Raw genomic sequence first — 16,673 nt, 5'->3', positions numbered from 1 at the left:
AGCGCGAGGAGCGAGCGCAGCGAGCCCCGCAGTCGGGAGCAGAGCAAGCGTCTGTCGCGAATGGAAGGCTGCAATGACCGAGTTGAAGTTGCCGTCGCTCGACTACGCGGCGCTCGCTCCGATCCTGATCATGCTGGGCGCGGCCCTGGTCGGCGTCCTGGTCGAGGCGTTCGTGCCGCGGCGGCTACGCAACCCGGTGCAGCTGCTGCTCGCCCTGGCGGCCGTGCTCGCCGCGCTGACCATGGTCATCCTCAACGCCGGCGACCGGCTGATCACCGCCGGCGCGGCCATCGCGGTGGACGGGCCGACGCTCTTCCTCCAGGGTGCGATCCTCATCCTGGCCGTGATGGCGCTGCTGCTGATCGGTGAGCGCGCGGTGGAGCGGGGCGGGGCCTTCGTGGCCCACGCCGCGGTCACCGCCGATTCGCCCGACGACCGGCGGCAGGCCGAGTGGGCCGGCGGCACCACCGAGGTGTACCCGCTGACCACGTTCGCGATCGGCGGCATGCTGATCTTCGTGGCGGCGAACGACCTGCTGACCATGTTCATCGCGCTCGAGGTCTTCTCGCTGCCGCTCTACCTGCTCTGCGCCCTGGCCCGCCGCCGGCGGCTGCTGAGCCAGGAGGCCGCGCTGAAGTACTTCATGCTCGGCGCGTACGCCTCGGCGTTCTTCCTGTTCGGCGTGGCGCTGATCTACGGCTTCACTGCGGGCGTCGAGGGCCGGTCGGCCGGCGTCGACTTCGCCACCGTGCACGCCGCGGTCGGATCGTCCTCGGCCAGCCAGCTGCTGCTCTTCGCCGGTATGGCGCTGCTCGCCATCGGTCTGCTCTTCAAGGCCGCTGCCGCGCCGTTCCACGTCTGGACCCCGGACGTCTACCAGGGCGCCCCGACCCCGGTGACCGGCTTCATGGCCGCCTGCACCAAGGTCGCCGCCTTCGGCGCCCTGCTGCGGGTCTTCCACGTCGCCTTCGCCGGTGCCGCCTGGGACTTCACCCCGGTGCTCGGCGCGTTGGCGGTGCTGACCATGCTGGTCGGCGCGGTCCTGGCGGTCACCCAGACCGACATCAAGCGGCTGCTGGCGTACTCGTCGATCGCGAACGCCGGTTACCTGCTGGTGGGCGTGCTGGCGCCGAGCAAGGCCGGGCTCTCCGGCACGATGTTCTACCTGGTCGCGTACGGCTTCTCGGTGCTCGCCGCGTTCGCCGTGGTGACCCTGGTCCGGGACGCCGACGGGGAGGCCACCCACCTGTCCCGCTGGGCCGGGCTGGGCCGGCGGTCGCCGTTCTTCGCGTCGATCTTCACCTTCATCCTGCTGGCCTTCGCCGGTATCCCGCTTACCAGCGGCTTCACCAGCAAGTTCGCGATCTTCGCCCCGGCGCTGGAGGCGAACCAGGTCTGGCTGGTGATCGCCGGTGTGCTGACCAGCATGGTGCTGGCCTTCCCGTACCTGCGGGTCGTGGTGATGATGTGGCTCTCCGAGCCGGGTGAGGCCACCCCGACCGTCACGGTCCCGGGCGCGCTGACCTCGGCGGCCCTGGTCATCGGCGTGCTGGCCACCCTGGCGCTCGGCGTCGCCCCGGCACCGCTGCTCGACCTGGCCAACGGTGCCGCCGAATTCGTGCGATGACAGTGGTTCTCCCGTCGGGGGCCGGTATGCCGTGGCGTACCGGCCCCCGTCCGTATCCCCTTTCCGAGCAGGTCGAACGGGTGTGGCATGGTTGAGGGCGTGGGGATTCCGGCTGGCGAGCGTTCAGGTGCCACCGGCTCCGGCGGTCGTCGGGGTCCGGAGGGCACGGGTCAATTCGGCGCGCTCGGCCTGCACCTCGCCGACCCGGGCGTCGAGGCGTCCGTGCTGGGCCTGCTCGATCGGGTCGAGAGCGAGCTGCGGTCCAGCGTGGCCAGTGCCGACCCGCTGGTCACCGAGGCGGCCCGGCACCTGGTCGAGGCCGGCGGCAAGCGGTTCCGCCCCCTGCTGGTGGCGCTGGGCGCCCAGTTCGGCGATCCGGCCGGCGCGCACGTCGTACCGGCCGCCGTGGTGATGGAGCTCACCCACCTGGCGACGCTCTACCACGACGACGTGATGGACGAGGCGGTCGTGCGGCGGGGTGCCCCGAGCGCCAACTCCCGCTGGACCAACTCGGTCGCCATCCTGGTCGGCGACTATCTCTTCGCCCGGGCCGCGGACATCGCGGCCGACCTCGGCCCCGAGGCCGTACGCCTGCAGGCGCGCACCTTCGCCCGGCTGGTGCACGGGCAGATCGCGGAGACCGTCGGGCCCCGCGACGGCGACCCCGTCAAGCACTACCTGCACGTCATCGCGGAGAAGACCGGTTCGCTGATCGCCACCTCGGCCCGCTTCGGCGGCATGTTCGGCGGCGCCTCCGCCGAGCACATCGACGCCCTGGCCCGGTACGGCGAGATCATCGGGTTGGCCTTCCAACTCTCCGACGACCTGCTGGACATCGCCTCCGAGTCGGTGCAGTCCGGCAAGACGCCCGGCACCGATCTGCGGGAGGGCGTACCGACCCTGCCGGTGCTCTACGCGCTCGCCTTGGACGACTCCGACGCCGCCTCGGTGCGGCTGCGGGAGATCCTTGCCACCGGCCCGCTGGTCGACGATGCGCTGCACGCCGAGGCGCTCGGCCTGCTCCGCGAGTCTCCCGCACTCAAGCGTGCCCGGGAGACGGTCCGCAGCTACGCCGAGGACGCGCGGGCGCAGCTCGCTCCCCTCCCCGACGGCCCGGCCCGCCGCGCCCTCGAATCCCTCTGCGACTACATAGCCGACCGCACCAGCTGACCCCCCGGCTCGATGAGTTGATCAAGGAGCTTGCGTCGGGAAATAGCCCATGCGGACGCAAACTCCCTGATCACCGGGTTCCCGGGGTAGGGCGGGAGAGGAGTCGGGCGCCGAGGAGCATGAGGACGGCGGCCAGCAGCATGGACACGCACGCGGTGGCCCACATCGCCGGGTAGCCGAGCTGGTCGGCCAGGGTGCCGAGGGCCAGCGGGCCGAGGCTGGCGCCCGCGTACACCCCGGTCTGGGTGATCGAGGTGGCCGCGGCCGGAGCCTGCGGGTGGAGCCGGACCACCGCGAAGTTCATCAGCCCGGGCCAGGCCCAGCCCAGCCCGAAGCCGAGCACCACGCCGGCGACCAGCGGCCCGGCGCCGGCCAGGGCCAGCAGGGCCAGCCCGACGGCACCGACCAGCAGCATCCCGGCGATCAGCGCGACGTGCCCGGTCTCCCGGCGGTCGGCGAGCCAGCCGGCGCCGACCCGGGCCACGACGCAGACCGCGCTGCCCAGGGTCAGGGTGAGACCGGCCAGGGCCGGGGACAGGCCCCGGCCGGCCGACGAGTCGACCACGAAGGTGCCCAGGGCGTTGGCGGCGCCCGAAGCGAGGGCGGCGGCCAGGCCGACCACCACCAGCGCCGTAGTGGCCCCGCCCGACCGTCCGGCGGTCGTCCGCCGCGCCGGGTCGTTCGCCGCCGCGGGTACGGCGGGCAGCGCGGCCAGCGCCATCCCGGCGGCGGCCACGAAGGCCCAGCGCCAGCCGACGGTCAGCGCGATGGTGGGCACCGCCGCGCCGGCCAACAGGGTGGAGACCGGAATGGCCGACTGCTTCACCCCGAAGGAGAGCCCCTGCCGGTGGGCGGGCACGTGCTGCGCCAGCGCGGCGTTGCTGGCGAGTTGCCCGAGGGCGTTCGCGGCGGCGCTGAGCCCGAGCAGGCCGACCAGCACCGGGTACGACCGGGCCAGCCCCGCCACGGCCAGCAGCGAGCCGGCGGAGAGCAGGATGCCGGCGCGGGCCACCACGGCCGCGCCGTAGCGCTCCACGAGCGCGCCGGAGGGCACCGACGCGAGCGCGCTGATCCCGAAGTAGACCGCCACCACCAGCCCCAGCCCGGCGGGGGAGAATCCCAAATCGTGGCCCATCTGCACGGCGAGGCCGCCGACCAGGAAGACGGGCAGGACGCAGGCGATCGTGGTGGCGACGGCACCCCCGCTGACGCGGACGGTAGCGCGGACGGCCGCGGGCGAGGGATGCAGCACGGTGTCAGTCATGGCCAACCAAACCTACGCCGGTGGCCTTTCGGCGGACTCCGTAGCGTTTTGGCAGCGCATCGTGTCTGTCGGTGCACGGGCTGTGCCCGCTGTTCTGGCATCCTCGATCCGAACAGGCATTTCGCACGAGGCCTGTTTTTCATATGGTGTAAGTCCCCGGCGGCGGAGGTGGTTGTGCGTGACCCCTTGGCGGAACCTTCGGACCTGATCCGAAGTGTCTCCCGCGCGCTTCGAGTGCTCGAGTCGGTCGGTCGTGCCCCGAGGGGACTCACCGTCAAGCAGATCGCCCGTCGGTGCGAGCTGACCGTCGCCACCACCTACCACCTGGTGCGCACCCTGGCGTACGAGGGCTACGTGATCCGGCGGGAGGACGGCACGTACATCGTCGGGTTGGAGGTGGCCGACCGCTACCGCGAGCTGGTGACCGCGTTCCGGGGGCCGCCGGCGGTCGGCGAGTCGCTGCGGCGGGCGGCCGTGGACACCGGCTGGAGTCACTACCTGGGGCGCTTCGTGGGCGGCCAGGTGGCGGTCACGGCGGTCGCCGAGGGGCCCCGCTCGCCGTACCTGGAGGATCTGGTGCCGGGCTTCGACGAGGGGGCGCACGCCACCGCCCTCGGCAAGAGCCTGCTCGCCACGCTCACCCCCGAGCAGCGCCTCCGCTACCTGCGCGAGTTCGGTATGCGCCCGTTCACCAGCGCCACCCTGACCACGCCCGAGGCCTTCGAGGCCGACCTGGCCGCCGGCGAACGGCGCGGCATGCAGCTGGAGCTGGGGCAGTTCCGCCAGGGGGTGGCCTGCGCGGCGGTGCTGGTCGCCCCGGACAAGGACATAGAGCGCCGGGTGGCGCTGGCCTGCGCGCTGCCGGCCGCCGAGATGATGACCTCCGCCCGGGTGGTCCGGGCCAAGCTGCTCAGTACGGCCCGCGCGATCGCCGATGGCCTCGCCGCCGAGCACTGATCCCGGTCGGGCCGCCCGCGCCGAGGGTGCGGCCTGTCGCGGGGTCTGCCAACGGCTCGGCGCCGAGAGGCCGCGACCGAGCCGATCAAGCGTGCGCGGCGAGTTGGGCTGAACCGAACGGCGTCACCACGCGTATGCACAGGCGGAGGCATGCTGGACTCGCCGGGAGCGAGGAGACCGCCATCAGCGACCACGACGCCCAACTGCTGCGCGCACTGCACGACGAGCATGGCGACGCGCTCTTCGCGCACGCCCTCCGGCTGGTCAACGGCGACCGGCCACGGGCCGAGGACCTGGTGCAGGAGACCCTGCTGCGGGCCTGGCGGCACCCGGAGTCGCTGGACCCGCGGCGCGGCTCGGTGCGCGCCTGGCTCTTCACCACCGCGCGGAACCTGGCCATCGATGCCTGGCGGCGCCGGTCCACCCGGATCGGGGAGGTCTACACCGACGAAGTGCCCGAACCCCCCGAGACGATCGACGAGGCAGAGCGCGCGGTGGAGGCGTGGACCGTGGCCGAGGCGCTGAACCGGCTCAGCTCGACCCACCGCGAGGTACTGATCGAGTGCTTCTACCAGGGGCGGTCGGTGGCGGAGGCCGCGGCCCGGCTCGGCGTGCCGCCGGGCACGGTGAAGTCGCGTACCCACTACGCGCTGCGCTCACTACGGTTGGTGATGGCCGAGATGGGGGTGACTGGATGAGTCGCTGCGAGTTCGCGCACGACGACGGCGCGTACGTGCTGGGCGCCCTCGCCCCCGCGGAACGGGCCGCCTACGAGCGGCACCTGGCCGGCTGCGCCGCCTGCCGCGACGCGATCGCCGAGATCGCCGTGCTGCCCGGCCTGCTGGGGCGGCTCGACCCGGCCGGGCTGGAGCAGTTCCTGCCGTCCGCGGTGGAGACCTCCCGGGTGCCCGCGCTGCTCGACGCCGCGCGGGAGCGCCAGCGCCGCGAGCGGTCCCGGTCCCGGCTGCGGTACGCCTCGACCGTGCTCGCCGCGGCCGTCCTCGCCGTGCTGGCCGGGGTCGGGGTGGCCCTGGTCCGCCCGGCCGCCCCGGCGACGCCGCAGGTGCCCCTGGCCGCGATGCGGCCGGTCGCCGGCACGGTCCCGGTGCACGCCGAGATCGGGCTCACCGACACCGGCTGGGGCACCGAGGTCACCACGCACTGCGGGTACGAGCAGCAGGCCGGTGAGCACGAGACGTACACCTTCCGGCTGGTGGCGCACGGCCCGGACGGCGCGACCGAGCAGGTCGGCTCCTGGCTGGCCGCTCCGGGCGACGACCTGCGGTTCACCGGCGCCACCCGGTTCACCCGGGGCGAACTGGTCCGCCTCGACCTGCTGCGCGCCGACGGCACCCCCATCCTCGCCTACGACCTCCGCTGATTCCGCCGGTCTGCCGGTCTGCCGGTCAGTGGGTCGGGGCGGGGACCGGGGTGGTCGCGCGTGCCGCGGCGCGGGTGCGGCGGGCCTGGCGGAGGGCGTCCGCGGTGAAGACGACCAGGGCGAGCCAGACCAGGGCGAAGCCGGCCAGCCGGGCCGGCGGCATCGGCTCGTGGTAGATCAGCACGCCGCAGCCGAGCTGGAGGATCGGGCCGACGTACTGCAGCATGCCGATGGTGGACAGCGGCAGCCGGTTCGCCGCCCCGGCGAAGAGCAGCAGCGGGATCGCGGTGGCCGCGCCGGCCAGCACCAGCAGCGCGGTGTGCCCGGCGGAGACGTGCCCGAACGTCGCCGCGTCGCCCCGGGTCAGCCAGCCCAGGTACGCCAGCGCCGGTAGCGCCAGCACCGCCGACTCGACGAAGAGCCCTTCCGCGGCGGGCAGCGCCAGCCGCTTCTTGACCAGGCCGTACCCGGCGAAGCTGAAGGCCAGCACGAGCGCCAGGTAGGGCGGCCGGCCGTAGTCGACGGTCAGCACCGCCACCGCGAGGCCGCCCACGCCGAGCGCGGCCCACTGTGCCGGGCGCAGCCGCTCGCGCAGCACGAAGACCCCGATCAGCACGATGACCAGCGGGTTGATGAAGTAGCCGAGGGCGGTCTCGACCACCCGGTCGGAGTTCACCCCGTAGATGTAGGTGCCCCAGTTCACGGCGATCAGCACGGCGGCGGCGCCGATGCCGGCCAGGGCCCGGGGGCGCCGGGCCAGCGCGCGCAGGAAGCCGATGTTGCGCAGCGCGGCCAGCAGCAGAGCGACGAAGACCACCGACCAGACGATCCGGTGCGCGAGGATCTCCACCGGCCCGGCCGGGCGGAGCAGCTTCAGGTAGATCGGGAAGAAGCCCCAGATCAGGTACGCGCCGAAGCCGAACAGGTAGCCGAGGCGGGTCTGGTTCACGCCTCCACCGTAAGTGGTGAACCGGCGGTTTGATCCTTTCCGGTGACCCGGTTCACCCGCTGGTCGAACTCCATCCAGCGGTTGGGTTCGACCGGGGTGAAGCCGACCTTGACGTACACCCCGTGCGCGTCGGCGGTGGCCAGCAGGATCCGGCGTACGCCCAGCTCGGCCAGGTGGTCGCGGATCGCGCCGGCCAGCCAGGTGCCCAGCCCTCGACCGCGCTCGGCCGGGTCCACGTAGACGTCGCAGAGCCAGGCGAAGGTGGCCGCGTCGGTGACCACCCGGGCCACCGCCACCTGCTGGCCGTCGCCGGGCCGGTAGACGCCGAAGCCGATCGAGCCGGCGAAGGCCCGCTCGACCGTGTCCCGCTCCCGCCCGAGCGCCCAGTACGCGTCCGTGGAGAGCCACCGGTGCACCCGGTCGAGGTCGAGCCGGACCGGATCGGTGCTGAGCTGGTAGCCGTCGGGGCGGGTCAGGGTGAACACCCTAGCCACGCTAGTGCCGGTGGACCTGCCGCTCACCAGCCAATTCCCGCCCACTGGCCTGGCCGGACGCCCCGCTGTCGGAGATCTTGGACAGTTGTCGTCCGCTGCTGACGGCAACTGTCCAAGATCCAGGCTGTTGGTCGTCAGTCGCGGTCGAGGACGGTGCCGAGGAGCCAGGTCACGATGCCGACGAGGAGGGCGCCCAGCACGGCGGCCGGCCAGAAGCCGTCCACGTGGAACGGCAGCCCGGCCTGACCGGCGATCCAGCTCGTCAGCAGGAAGAGCAGGCCGTTGACCACCAGGGCGATCAGGCCGAGGGTGAGCAGGTAGAAGGCGCAGCCGACGGTCTTGATGATCGGCTGGAGCGCCGCGTTGACGACCCCGAAGATCGCCGCGACCAGCACCAGCGTCAGCACCTTCTCGGTGACCGTGTCGGCGTTCAGGGTGATGCCCGGGATGATCAGGGTGGCCAGCCAGAAGGCCACCGCCGTCGAGGCCACTCGGATCAGAAGACCCTTCAGGAATTCCATGGCCGGGATCGTGCCACGCCGAGCCCAGCGTGGGAACCCGTGAAGATCGACGAATCCGGCCGGCTCAGCGGCGGCTCGGCCGGCCGACCAGCTGCGATTCGATCGGCGTCGGTGACACCAGCGCCCAGCGCAGCGCCCGGCGGTTCACCACGGCGACCATGTCGTCCCGGATCCGGGTCAGCCACTCCGCCGAGCCGCCGAGGCCCAGCGCCGCGCCGGCCAGCGCCGCCTCGTCGCGGTCGAGCGGTTGCAGGATCGCCAGGTCGGCGCGGGCCAGCGCCGCGGTGTCGGCCGGGGTGAGTTCGTCCCGCACCACCAGGACGGATTGCCAGGCCGCCGCCGGTGCCACCTCCGGTGGCGCCGGCCCGGCGTCGACCACCAGCAGCAACGGGTGCAGCGGTGAGCCCGGGGCACCGCCAACCGGCCGCCCCGGCGGGATCAGCGGCACGGCGCCGCAGGGGGCACCCACCCCGCGTACGAATGGCTCCCACGCTCGCGGCCGGGCGGTCTGCACCACCACCCGGGCACCCAGCGCCAGTGCCCGCAGCGCGAGGAGTTGGGCGGCGCGTACCCCGCCGACCAGCAGCAGCCGGGTCGCGCCGGGGCGGAACAGGCGTACGGTCACCGGGTCGCCGTGCCGGTTGCTGCCCACCATCAGCCCGGACTCGCCGAGGCAGAGCTCCAGCGCGTCCAGGTCGGCCGGGGCCGGGGTGGTCGCGGCCCGGGCCACCGCCAGCGGCAGGGTGGCGGCCAGCCCGTCCAGGTGCTCGCCGTCGAGCCGCCGGAGCTCCGCGCCGAGGCCACCGGCGAGCCGGCGCAGCGCCCGCTCGGCGGTGGACAGCTCCGCGGCGCTCGGGGCGGCCAGGCGTACGGTCAGTTCGGCCGGCACCGGGGCGGTGTCGGCATCGGCGCGCGGACCGACGCAGAGCGAGACGGTGACGGCGGTGGCCGGCAGGGCGAGCAGCCGGGAAACCAGCCGTCGGGCCGGGGCCGTGCCCGGATCCGGCCAGCGCCGCAGCCGCCAGGTGGTCTGCGCGAGCCCGCCCACCGTCACCGCCGGCCAGCTCTCGCGGACCGGAGCCCCGGCATCGTGGTGGGCCAGCTCGGCGACCACCCGGAGCGCCGGCGCTGCGCCCAGTGGCCGGCCGGTCAGCGGGCCGAGCCGGCGCACGATGCGGCGGACCGTGCCGGACAGCGCCCGCCGCAGCTCTTCGTCGGACCAGCCGTCGGCCCGCAGCACCCGGACGGCGAGCACCGCCCGGGCCCGGCCCGCCAGCCGCCCGTCGGTGAGCTGGCGGTACGACGTCCCGACCGCGCCGGAGGCGGCGGCCAGCGCGGGGGCGGGGGAGGCGGAGAGCAGCAGCTGCAGCCGGACCCGTGGGCTCTCCGGGCCCGGCGGCGGCAGCAGGGACAACGGTCCGGGAAGGGCCTGCGGGCCGTCGCCGAGCAGGTCGCCGGGGTCATCGATCTCCAGCAGCGCGGTCATCCCGTCGGCGTCGTCGACCACGGCGGCCGGGCCGCCGGCCAGCTCGGCCGGGCGGACCGCCGCGCCGGGAGCCACCAGCTCCAGCACCTCGTCCGCCCCGGAGGTCGCCGGCAGGGACCGCCGGCGGGTCAGGTGCCCCAGCCCCACCAGCAGCCACTCGTAGAGCCACCGGCCGCGGAACCGCACCCAGGCACCCGGCAGCAGCAGCGCCGCCGACAGCAGGGCGGCCGCGGTCACCGCCATCCCCCGGCCGATGGTCGCGGCCAGCACCGCCGCCGCGACCTGCGCCGCCACCACCTGCCCGGCCCGCACGCCGGCCGCCGTCCACTGTGCCGGTGGTTGCGCAGCCCCGGGTGCCGGCCGTCCGGTGGTGGTCGCCGCCACCGCACCTCCTCCGCCTGTTCGTCGTGTGACGTTGGCGTGGCTCATGGTAGTAGAGCTTTGTTGTCCACAGGGGAGCCGAGGGGGTGGCAGAACCGGAGTCGGGCGGCTACCGTCAGCGACGAGTTCCGCCGGGTGTCCACCGTCCCCACCCCCCGATTTCGGTTCCGCGCCCGGTGAGTCCACGGCGGTCGTTCCGGCGACCAGCCACGAACGAGGAGACGAGGTGACGTCCGGGGTGTCCCAGACCCAGGCAGAAGCCGCGGTGATGCAGCAGACCGCCGCGAAGTTCGAGCAGGTGGACCAGTCGTTGCAGACCATGCTGAGCGGCCTGATGGCCGAGCTGGAGGTGTTGCAGCAGGCCTGGCGGGGCGCCGGTGGGCGCTCCTTCGAGCAGGTCAAGCAGCAGTGGGCACAGGATCAGGCGGCGCTCCAGCGGGCCCTGCGGGAGACCGCCACCGCGATCCGCACCGCCGGTGCACAGTACGACGTCTCGGACACCGAGGCCGCCAGCCGGGTCGCCGGCACCCACCGCGGCATCCAGTTGCCGCTCTGATGACGGAAGGACTGATCCGATGGACCATGGTGTGCTGGTCGTCAACTTCGCCGCGCTGCAGCAGGCCGGCGCGGACATCCAGAGGGCGCTGAACACCCTCGACAGCCAGCTCGGCCAGCTCGAGCGGGACGCCGCGCCGCTGGTCGCGAGCTGGGCCGGCGAGGCCCGCCAGGCGTACGAGCAGCGGCAGGCGCGCTGGCGCGCCGCCTCGCAGGACCTGCAGGCCATGCTGCGCGACATCAAGCTGGCGGTGGAGGACTCCGCCGCCGACTACCTCGACACCGAGAAGCGCAACGCCAACCTGTTCCAGTGACCATCCCGCCCGGGCCGGCGCGAATGGTGCGGGGCCAGGTGGGGGTGGGTCAGGCCGGGCCGGCGGGGCGCCAGCGGCGGCGAGCCCCGCGGGGCAGCACCACGGCGAGCAGCACCACCACCAGGGCCGCCGCTCCCGCCGCGCCGGCCACCACCAGCGCCCGGTCCCGGGCCGCCGCCCGTCGCGTCCGCTGCGCCACCTCGGCCGGGTCGGGCCGGTCCACCGCCAGGGCCGCGCCCCGGCGCGGGTGCGCCACCGCCGGCCCGGGCGACTCCGTGACCGCCCGGTACGGGTTCAGCACCCCGGCACCGGACTCACCTCCGTTGCCCGGGGCCGGGTCGGCGCTGTCCAGGATCCGCCGGGCCACCTCGGCCGCGGTCAGCTCGGGGTGATATTGACGCAGCAGCGCCGCGGTGGCGGCCACGAAGGGCGTGGCGTAGCTCGTCCCCTCCGCCCGGAGGTGCCCCTGCCCGGGCGCCGCCATCAGCACGTCGCTACCGGGGGCGACCAGGTCGACGTACGGGCCGGTCTGGGAGAAGCCGGAGCGGACGCCGTCCGCCCCGATCGCGCCCACCCCGAGCACCCCGTCGTACGTGGCCGGGTACGGCTGGGGATTCCCACTGTCGTGCAGGTTGCCGGCGGCGGCCACCACGACGACGTCCCGGTGCACCGCGTACGCGATCGCGAGCCGGACGGCGGGGCTGTCCGCGTACAGCACGACGGAGAGGTTGAGCACGTCGGCACCGTGATCCACCGCCCACCGGATGGCCCGGGCGAAGTCGGCCGCGCCGACCGTACGCCCCGACTCCCGCCCCTCGACCACCTGCTGTTCGCTGACCCGTACCGGGAGGATGCGGGCATCCGGGGCGAGCCCCTGGAACGCCACCCCCGGCCGGGGCGCCGCCGCGATGATGCTCGCCACCCCGGTGCCGTGCCCGGCGCAGTCCCGGGTGCCGTCGCCGCCCGGATCGAGGAAATCGGTGCCGGCGAGCACCCGCCCGGCCAGCTGCGGATGGCCGCGGTCCACCCCGGAGTCGACCACCGCGACGGTCACCCCGGCACCGGTGGCGAGCGGGGCGAGGCGGTCCGGCGCGTACCGTTGCTGCGGCCACGGTTGGTCCGTGACGGGGCGGGCCGGGGTGGGCGGCTCGGCGCAGGCCGACGGGGCGCGGGCCGCCGCTGGGCCGGCCGGAGGCACGGCGACGAGGACGGCCGCCAGGACGGCCAGGAGACGCCCTGGAGTCGGGCGCGCGACGGGCCGGGACATCGACCGCCTCCGTAACGTATCGGCTCCGGAACAGGATGTTAGCGGCTCACTGGTGGCCCAGCTCACCGCCGACAGCCAGCCATTGTGATGTTGTTACCACCTTGTAGGTTGTAGGCGATGCCTATGGCCTGCGTACGGAAGGAATGGTGGCCGTGATCGAATGGGAACCGGCCACCGAGGCCGAGGTGGCGATGCGGGACGCGCTGAGCGCGCAGGATCAGCAGCTCTACTTCCGTATCCTGGCCCGTGTCGATCTGCTGCTGCCGGTGGCCGCGGAGGGACAGAACCCGGCGGGTTGGGGCACCTGGACCACCGGCGGCCGGACGCACATCCTCGCATTCACCTCCGTCACCGCACTGCGGGCCTGCCTGGGCGACAACGTGGGTGCCACCCGCCGCATCCCGTACGCGGATCTGGCCACCGGGTGGCCGAACCACGAGTGGTGGCTGGCGGTCAATCCCGGCCTGCCGATCGAGGGCTACCTGCCCGCCTGGTTCGTGGCGCAGCTCTCCCGGGGCGACGTCCGGCTGCCGGGCCGAACCATGGGCGCCCGTGCACGACTGGAGCGAGCGGAGACCGCCGCTCGGGTCCGTGCCGGCGCCCCCGACCGGGGCGCCACGGCGTCACCGCCGCATAGCGCGCCCGCGCCGGTTCCGCCCGCGCCGGTTCCGCCCGCGCCGGGCGGTCGCGCTCCGGCAATCGGGGGTGAGCCGTCGGCGGCACCGAACCCCACGCCAGTAGTCCGGCCCATGGCCCCCGGCGCGGCCGAACCGGCCGGTCCACCGGCGACCGGCCCCCCGGAGCCGATGACCGGCCGCCCGGGGCCGGACCGCCCGGTCCCGCTCGACCGGCGTCCCGGGGACGACGGGCCCGCCCGAGTGGCCCGCACCGCTCCCGTCCGCGGCACCGCCGGCCAGCCCGATCCCGGCTCCGGCCACCTCTCCGGCTGGCTGGACGACCTGCGGCGGCGTCCGGACGAGCCGGATCCGTTCGCCAGCACCGGGCGTACCGATCCGGCGAACGGCCGGTCCGGCGAACCCGCGCCGCCGCCCGCCCGGTCGTTCTTCGAATCCGCCCCGGGTCGTTCGTCCCGCCGGCCGTCGTCGCTGGACCCGGTGCACCGGGCCGGTGAGCGTGCAGTACCGCCGCCCCGGCTCGGCCGGGACGGCCAGCCGTTCCCGCGTCGCCGCCCCTTGGCCGAGCCGGTACCGGCGCAGCCCACGAGGCCGTTGACGGTGGACGACGCGGAGGCCACGCAGCCGCTCCGCCGGGACGAACCGGTCCGGTCGTTCCAACCCGCCCCGGCGGCCCCGGCCGAGGAGGCGACCCAGGCGCTGCCTCGTCGTCGCCCCCTGCCCGGCGACGGGTCGGGCGCGGCCGAGCGGACCCAGCCGCTTCCCAACGGCCCGGGGGCCGGGGCCTTCGCGCCGGACGAGGCGGAGGAACTACACCCGTCGATCGCCGAACCGGTGTCCGGTCCACCCGCGCCGCAGCGGGGCTTCAAGCCGATCGTCATCGAGGGCACCGTGATCGAGTCCCGGGATCTCACCGGGCCCGAAGAGCGGTCGCCGACCCGCCCGGCCTCCGGCCCAGCACCCGAGGCACCCGAGCCGTATGGCGGAGCCACCGTGCCGCTGTACCCGCGACCGGCCCCACCAGCCCCGTCGGCCTCGCTCCTCGAGCCGGCCGCTGCGGCGGACCGAGGGACCACCTCCTCGGCCGAGCCACTCGTCCCGTCGGAGCAGCCGGCGGCGTCGGTCACCGCTCCGGCCTCATCCGCCGCGCCGCCCACGCCGGAACCGCCCACGCCGGAGCCGGCACCGCCGGAGCCGGCACCGCCTGCGCCGGTGCCGCCCGACTTCGTGCCAGCGAACGACGTCGAGAAGGAACTGCTCGGGGCGGCGGGCAGCGGCAGCACCGACGGCTTCCTCTCCACCCTGCTGCTGGCCCGGGTGCTGTTGCCCGTCGCGGCCGACTCCGTGTCCGAGAGCCGGCCCGGCGACCCCGGCTTCGTCTGGCGGACCGAGCAGCTCGACGGCGAGACGTACGTGGTGGTCTACACTTCGCCGGAGCGGCTGGCCGACCGGGTCGACCCGTCGGTCGAGACCGTACGCGTGAAGTTCGTCCAGCTCATCCGGCGCTGGCCGGACGAGAGTTGGTCGTTCGCGGTGAATCCGGGCACGCCGGTCGGGGCGAAGTACCCCGGCGAGCAGGTCCTCGCGTTGGCCAACTGGGCTGCCGAGGTGGGGCTCGGGGACGACCCGGAGAGCGAGCCGGAAGCGGCCGCCGCCGAGGCGGATCCGGCGGCCGCGGCCCGGCCCGCCGTGCCGCCGGTCGACCCGAGCCTGCCGGTGACCATGCAGAAGGCGGTCGCGCCGAGCCAGCTCGCCTACTACCTGGAACGCGGCTACGACCGGGTGTCGGGCTTCGTGCACCGGGCCGGCGAGCTGGCCCACCTGAACACCCCGGCGCAGCTGTACGACGCGCTCGGCCTGAGCCACCCCGACTCGCCGTTTTCCCCCGACGCCGAGGAGATCTACGTGCTGCGCTGGCCGGCGTACCGGCCGAGCCTCTACCGCATCCCGTACGGCGGGCAGAACGAGGCCGCGATGCGGGCGATGGAGGGCTGGGTGATCGAGCGTCCCCCGTTCCGCGGCAACGGCTTCGCGCCAGGCGAGAGCAGCGACGTGGTCGCGGAGTTCAAGGTGGACAGTGCCCGGCTGCCGCACGGCGCGCAGCTGTGCCGGATCGGCGCGGATGGCAGCGAACGGGTGGTGGCGATCCTGGACGCCGACGCGCTGCTCTGGCGACGGGTCGGTGAGTCGTGACCCGCGACGGCTACGTGGCCCGCTGGCGGGGCCAGGAGTACCAGGCCAGCCCGGACGGCGACGACGTCCGCCTCTACCAGCCCGAACCGGGTGAGGGCTTCGAGGAGGTACGCCCCGGCCGGCACGTGCGGGTGGTGCCGGCCGCCGAGGTCGACGAGGTGGCGTACGTGCGGACCACCTGCACCTGGCATGGGCAGCCGTTCATCGTGCTGGCCGAGCACGACGGCTGGCTGCGGGTGGAGTACACCGGTGGGCGGTGGCCGGTGGCCCGCGCGCTGGGCCTGGATGCCTTCGACTTCGGGGTCTACCAGGGCTGGGCGCCGGCGAACGAGGTCGCCGACCTGCGCGAGCAGCGGGTGTGAGTCAGGACCGAGCAGCGGGTGTGAGTCAGGACTTCGCCCAGCGCAGGATCTCGCCGAGCACCACGTCCGGGGCCTCCACGTGCGGGAAGTGGCCGACGTCGTCGAGCAGCCGCCACTCGTACGGGGCGGTCACGTAGCGGCCCGAGCCTTGGGCGGTACGCGGCAACGCCGCCCGGTCCAGCGCGCCGTGCAGCTGGAGGGTCGGCGTGACCAGCGGCCGCTGCATCAGCTTGACGAACCGGTAGCCGTGCAGCCGCAGCACCGACCGGAACGCCCAGCGGTAGCCCTCCATGGCGCAGAAGGCCGCCTGCGGGATCTGCATCGCCTCCCGGCAGCACCGGGCGTACGCCGCGAAGTCGGGGCCGTTCACCCAGCGTGGCCCGCCCCAACGCCGCAGGATCGCCTCCACCTCGGCGGCGTCGTCCCGGGTCAGCACATGCTCATAGCGGGGTAGCTGGAACTTCAGGGCCGGGGTGGAGGCGGCGAACTGGCCGCGCGGGTCGGCGAAGATGGCGGCCCGTAGCCGGAGCGGGTGCGGCGCCCCGAGTACCACCAACCGCCGAACCAGGCTGGGGTGGAACGAGGCGGCGGTCCACGCGATCAGGCCGCCGGCCCCGGAGCCGACCAGCGTCGCCGACCGCTCACCGAGCGCCCGGATCAGCCCGGCCACGTCGGCGGCGAGGGTGTAGCCGTCGTACCCCCGGGGTGGCTTGTCGCTCGCGCCGTATCCGCGCAGGTCCACCGCGACCGCCCGGAATCCCGCGTCGGCGACCGCCGGCAGGATCTCCTGCCAGGCCAGCCAGTATTCGGGAAAGCCGTGCAGGAAGAGCACCATCGGGCCGGTGCCGGCCTCGACGACGTGGAAGCGGCTCCCGTTGGCGCCGACGAACCGGTGCGTCCACGGCCCGTCGGGGAGGACGCAGGACTCGTCGACGGGCCCGCCTCGGTGGTCGGTCATGTGGCACAGCCTAGGGCCGGCATCCCGCCGGTGGCCGCGCAGGTGCTGAGGATCAGGGGATTCTCCGGGAGACCACCGGAGGACCGGTAAGAAACGACGGGGCCCGCCCGGAGCGGTGCGCTCCGGACGGGCTCCGCCCGATGTGCCTGGTCCGCGACA

Annotated in this window: 16 protein-coding genes; 9 read left to right on the top strand and 7 right to left on the bottom strand. The window is 74.3% G+C overall.

What is annotated here, in order from left to right; all coding sequences use genetic code 11:
* Nucleotides 1-73: 73 nt before the first annotated feature.
* Complete coding sequence (gene nuoN / locus ACNAW0_RS12115; RefSeq protein WP_416287897.1) at nt 74-1,627, top strand: NADH-quinone oxidoreductase subunit NuoN; 1,554 nt, start codon at nt 74-76, stop codon at nt 1,625-1,627.
* Between the two features lie 87 nt (nt 1,628-1,714).
* Nucleotides 1,715-2,797, top strand: coding sequence for a polyprenyl synthetase family protein (locus ACNAW0_RS12110; RefSeq protein WP_416287896.1), 1,083 nt, complete (start codon nt 1,715-1,717; stop codon nt 2,795-2,797).
* A 70-nt stretch (nt 2,798-2,867) separates the two neighbouring features.
* Here the strand turns inward: ACNAW0_RS12110 and ACNAW0_RS12105 are convergent, their stop codons facing one another.
* Nucleotides 2,868-4,061, bottom strand: a complete 1,194-nt coding sequence (locus ACNAW0_RS12105; protein WP_416287895.1) for an MFS transporter — start codon at nt 4,059-4,061, stop codon at nt 2,868-2,870.
* Nucleotides 4,062-4,235: 174 nt separating this feature from the next.
* Between ACNAW0_RS12105 and ACNAW0_RS12100 the strand changes: the two genes are divergently transcribed.
* The 3 genes from ACNAW0_RS12100 to ACNAW0_RS12090 all read left to right on the top strand — a co-directional run bounded on the left by ACNAW0_RS12100 (nt 4,236) and on the right by ACNAW0_RS12090 (nt 6,399).
* Complete coding sequence (locus ACNAW0_RS12100; RefSeq protein ID WP_416287894.1) at nt 4,236-5,018, top strand: IclR family transcriptional regulator; 783 nt, start codon at nt 4,236-4,238, stop codon at nt 5,016-5,018.
* A gap of 203 nt (nt 5,019-5,221) precedes the next feature.
* The gene (locus ACNAW0_RS12095) at nt 5,222-5,716 is read left to right on the top strand and encodes a sigma-70 family RNA polymerase sigma factor (RefSeq protein ID WP_416287944.1); all 495 of its coding nucleotides are present in this window, start codon (nt 5,222-5,224) and stop codon (nt 5,714-5,716) included.
* Complete coding sequence (locus ACNAW0_RS12090; RefSeq protein WP_416287893.1) at nt 5,713-6,399, top strand: anti-sigma factor family protein; 687 nt, start codon at nt 5,713-5,715, stop codon at nt 6,397-6,399. Before ACNAW0_RS12095 ends, ACNAW0_RS12090 begins: the two co-directional genes overlap by 4 nt.
* A gap of 25 nt (nt 6,400-6,424) precedes the next feature.
* On the opposite strand, the gene rarD is transcribed toward ACNAW0_RS12090, so the two are convergent.
* From rarD to eccE, 4 genes are all read right to left on the bottom strand, one after another.
* Entirely contained in the window at nt 6,425-7,348 is a 924-nt protein-coding gene (gene rarD, locus ACNAW0_RS12085) for an EamA family transporter RarD (RefSeq protein ID WP_416287892.1), read from the bottom strand.
* Nucleotides 7,345-7,833, bottom strand: coding sequence for a GNAT family N-acetyltransferase (locus ACNAW0_RS12080; RefSeq protein ID WP_416287891.1), 489 nt, complete (start codon nt 7,831-7,833; stop codon nt 7,345-7,347). The genes rarD and ACNAW0_RS12080 overlap by 4 nt, the downstream gene beginning before the upstream one ends.
* A 143-nt stretch (nt 7,834-7,976) precedes the next feature.
* The gene (locus tag ACNAW0_RS12075; protein ID WP_416287890.1) at nt 7,977-8,363 is read right to left on the bottom strand and encodes a phage holin family protein; all 387 of its coding nucleotides are present in this window, start codon (nt 8,361-8,363) and stop codon (nt 7,977-7,979) included.
* 64 nt (nt 8,364-8,427) lie between these two features.
* Nucleotides 8,428-10,278, bottom strand: coding sequence for a type VII secretion protein EccE (gene eccE, locus ACNAW0_RS12070; protein WP_416287889.1), 1,851 nt, complete (start codon nt 10,276-10,278; stop codon nt 8,428-8,430).
* 190 nt (nt 10,279-10,468) lie between these two features.
* On the opposite strand from eccE, the gene ACNAW0_RS12065 reads away from it, so the two are divergent.
* Both ACNAW0_RS12065 and ACNAW0_RS12060 read left to right on the top strand, forming a co-directional pair.
* Entirely contained in the window at nt 10,469-10,786 is a 318-nt protein-coding gene (locus ACNAW0_RS12065) for a WXG100 family type VII secretion target (RefSeq protein ID WP_416287943.1), read from the top strand.
* A 19-nt stretch (nt 10,787-10,805) separates the two neighbouring features.
* A complete protein-coding gene (locus tag ACNAW0_RS12060) occupies nt 10,806-11,099 on the top strand; it encodes a WXG100 family type VII secretion target (protein ID WP_416287888.1) in 294 nt (97 codons plus the stop codon).
* A 49-nt stretch (nt 11,100-11,148) separates the two neighbouring features.
* On the opposite strand, the gene mycP is transcribed toward ACNAW0_RS12060, so the two are convergent.
* Nucleotides 11,149-12,366: a type VII secretion-associated serine protease mycosin gene (gene mycP / locus ACNAW0_RS12055; RefSeq protein WP_416287887.1), complete on the bottom strand. Its 1,218-nt coding sequence runs from the start codon at nt 12,364-12,366 to the stop codon at nt 11,149-11,151.
* 152 nt (nt 12,367-12,518) lie between these two features.
* On the opposite strand from mycP, the gene ACNAW0_RS12050 reads away from it, so the two are divergent.
* Both ACNAW0_RS12050 and ACNAW0_RS12045 read left to right on the top strand, forming a co-directional pair.
* Nucleotides 12,519-15,194, top strand: coding sequence for an SseB family protein (locus ACNAW0_RS12050; protein ID WP_416287886.1), 2,676 nt, complete (start codon nt 12,519-12,521; stop codon nt 15,192-15,194).
* Entirely contained in the window at nt 15,191-15,556 is a 366-nt protein-coding gene (locus ACNAW0_RS12045; protein WP_416287885.1) for a hypothetical protein, read from the top strand. The genes ACNAW0_RS12050 and ACNAW0_RS12045 overlap by 4 nt, the downstream gene beginning before the upstream one ends.
* A 25-nt stretch (nt 15,557-15,581) precedes the next feature.
* Here ACNAW0_RS12045 and ACNAW0_RS12040 read toward each other — a convergent pair whose 3' ends face one another.
* The gene (locus ACNAW0_RS12040; protein WP_416287884.1) at nt 15,582-16,514 is read right to left on the bottom strand and encodes an alpha/beta fold hydrolase; all 933 of its coding nucleotides are present in this window, start codon (nt 16,512-16,514) and stop codon (nt 15,582-15,584) included.
* Nucleotides 16,515-16,673 lie beyond the last annotated feature (159 nt).

Source organism: Micromonospora sp. SL1-18 (genome assembly GCF_047921505.1).
Lineage (GTDB): Bacteria > Actinomycetota > Actinomycetes > Mycobacteriales > Micromonosporaceae > Micromonospora.
This window is presented reverse-complemented; position numbering and strand designations above follow the sequence as displayed.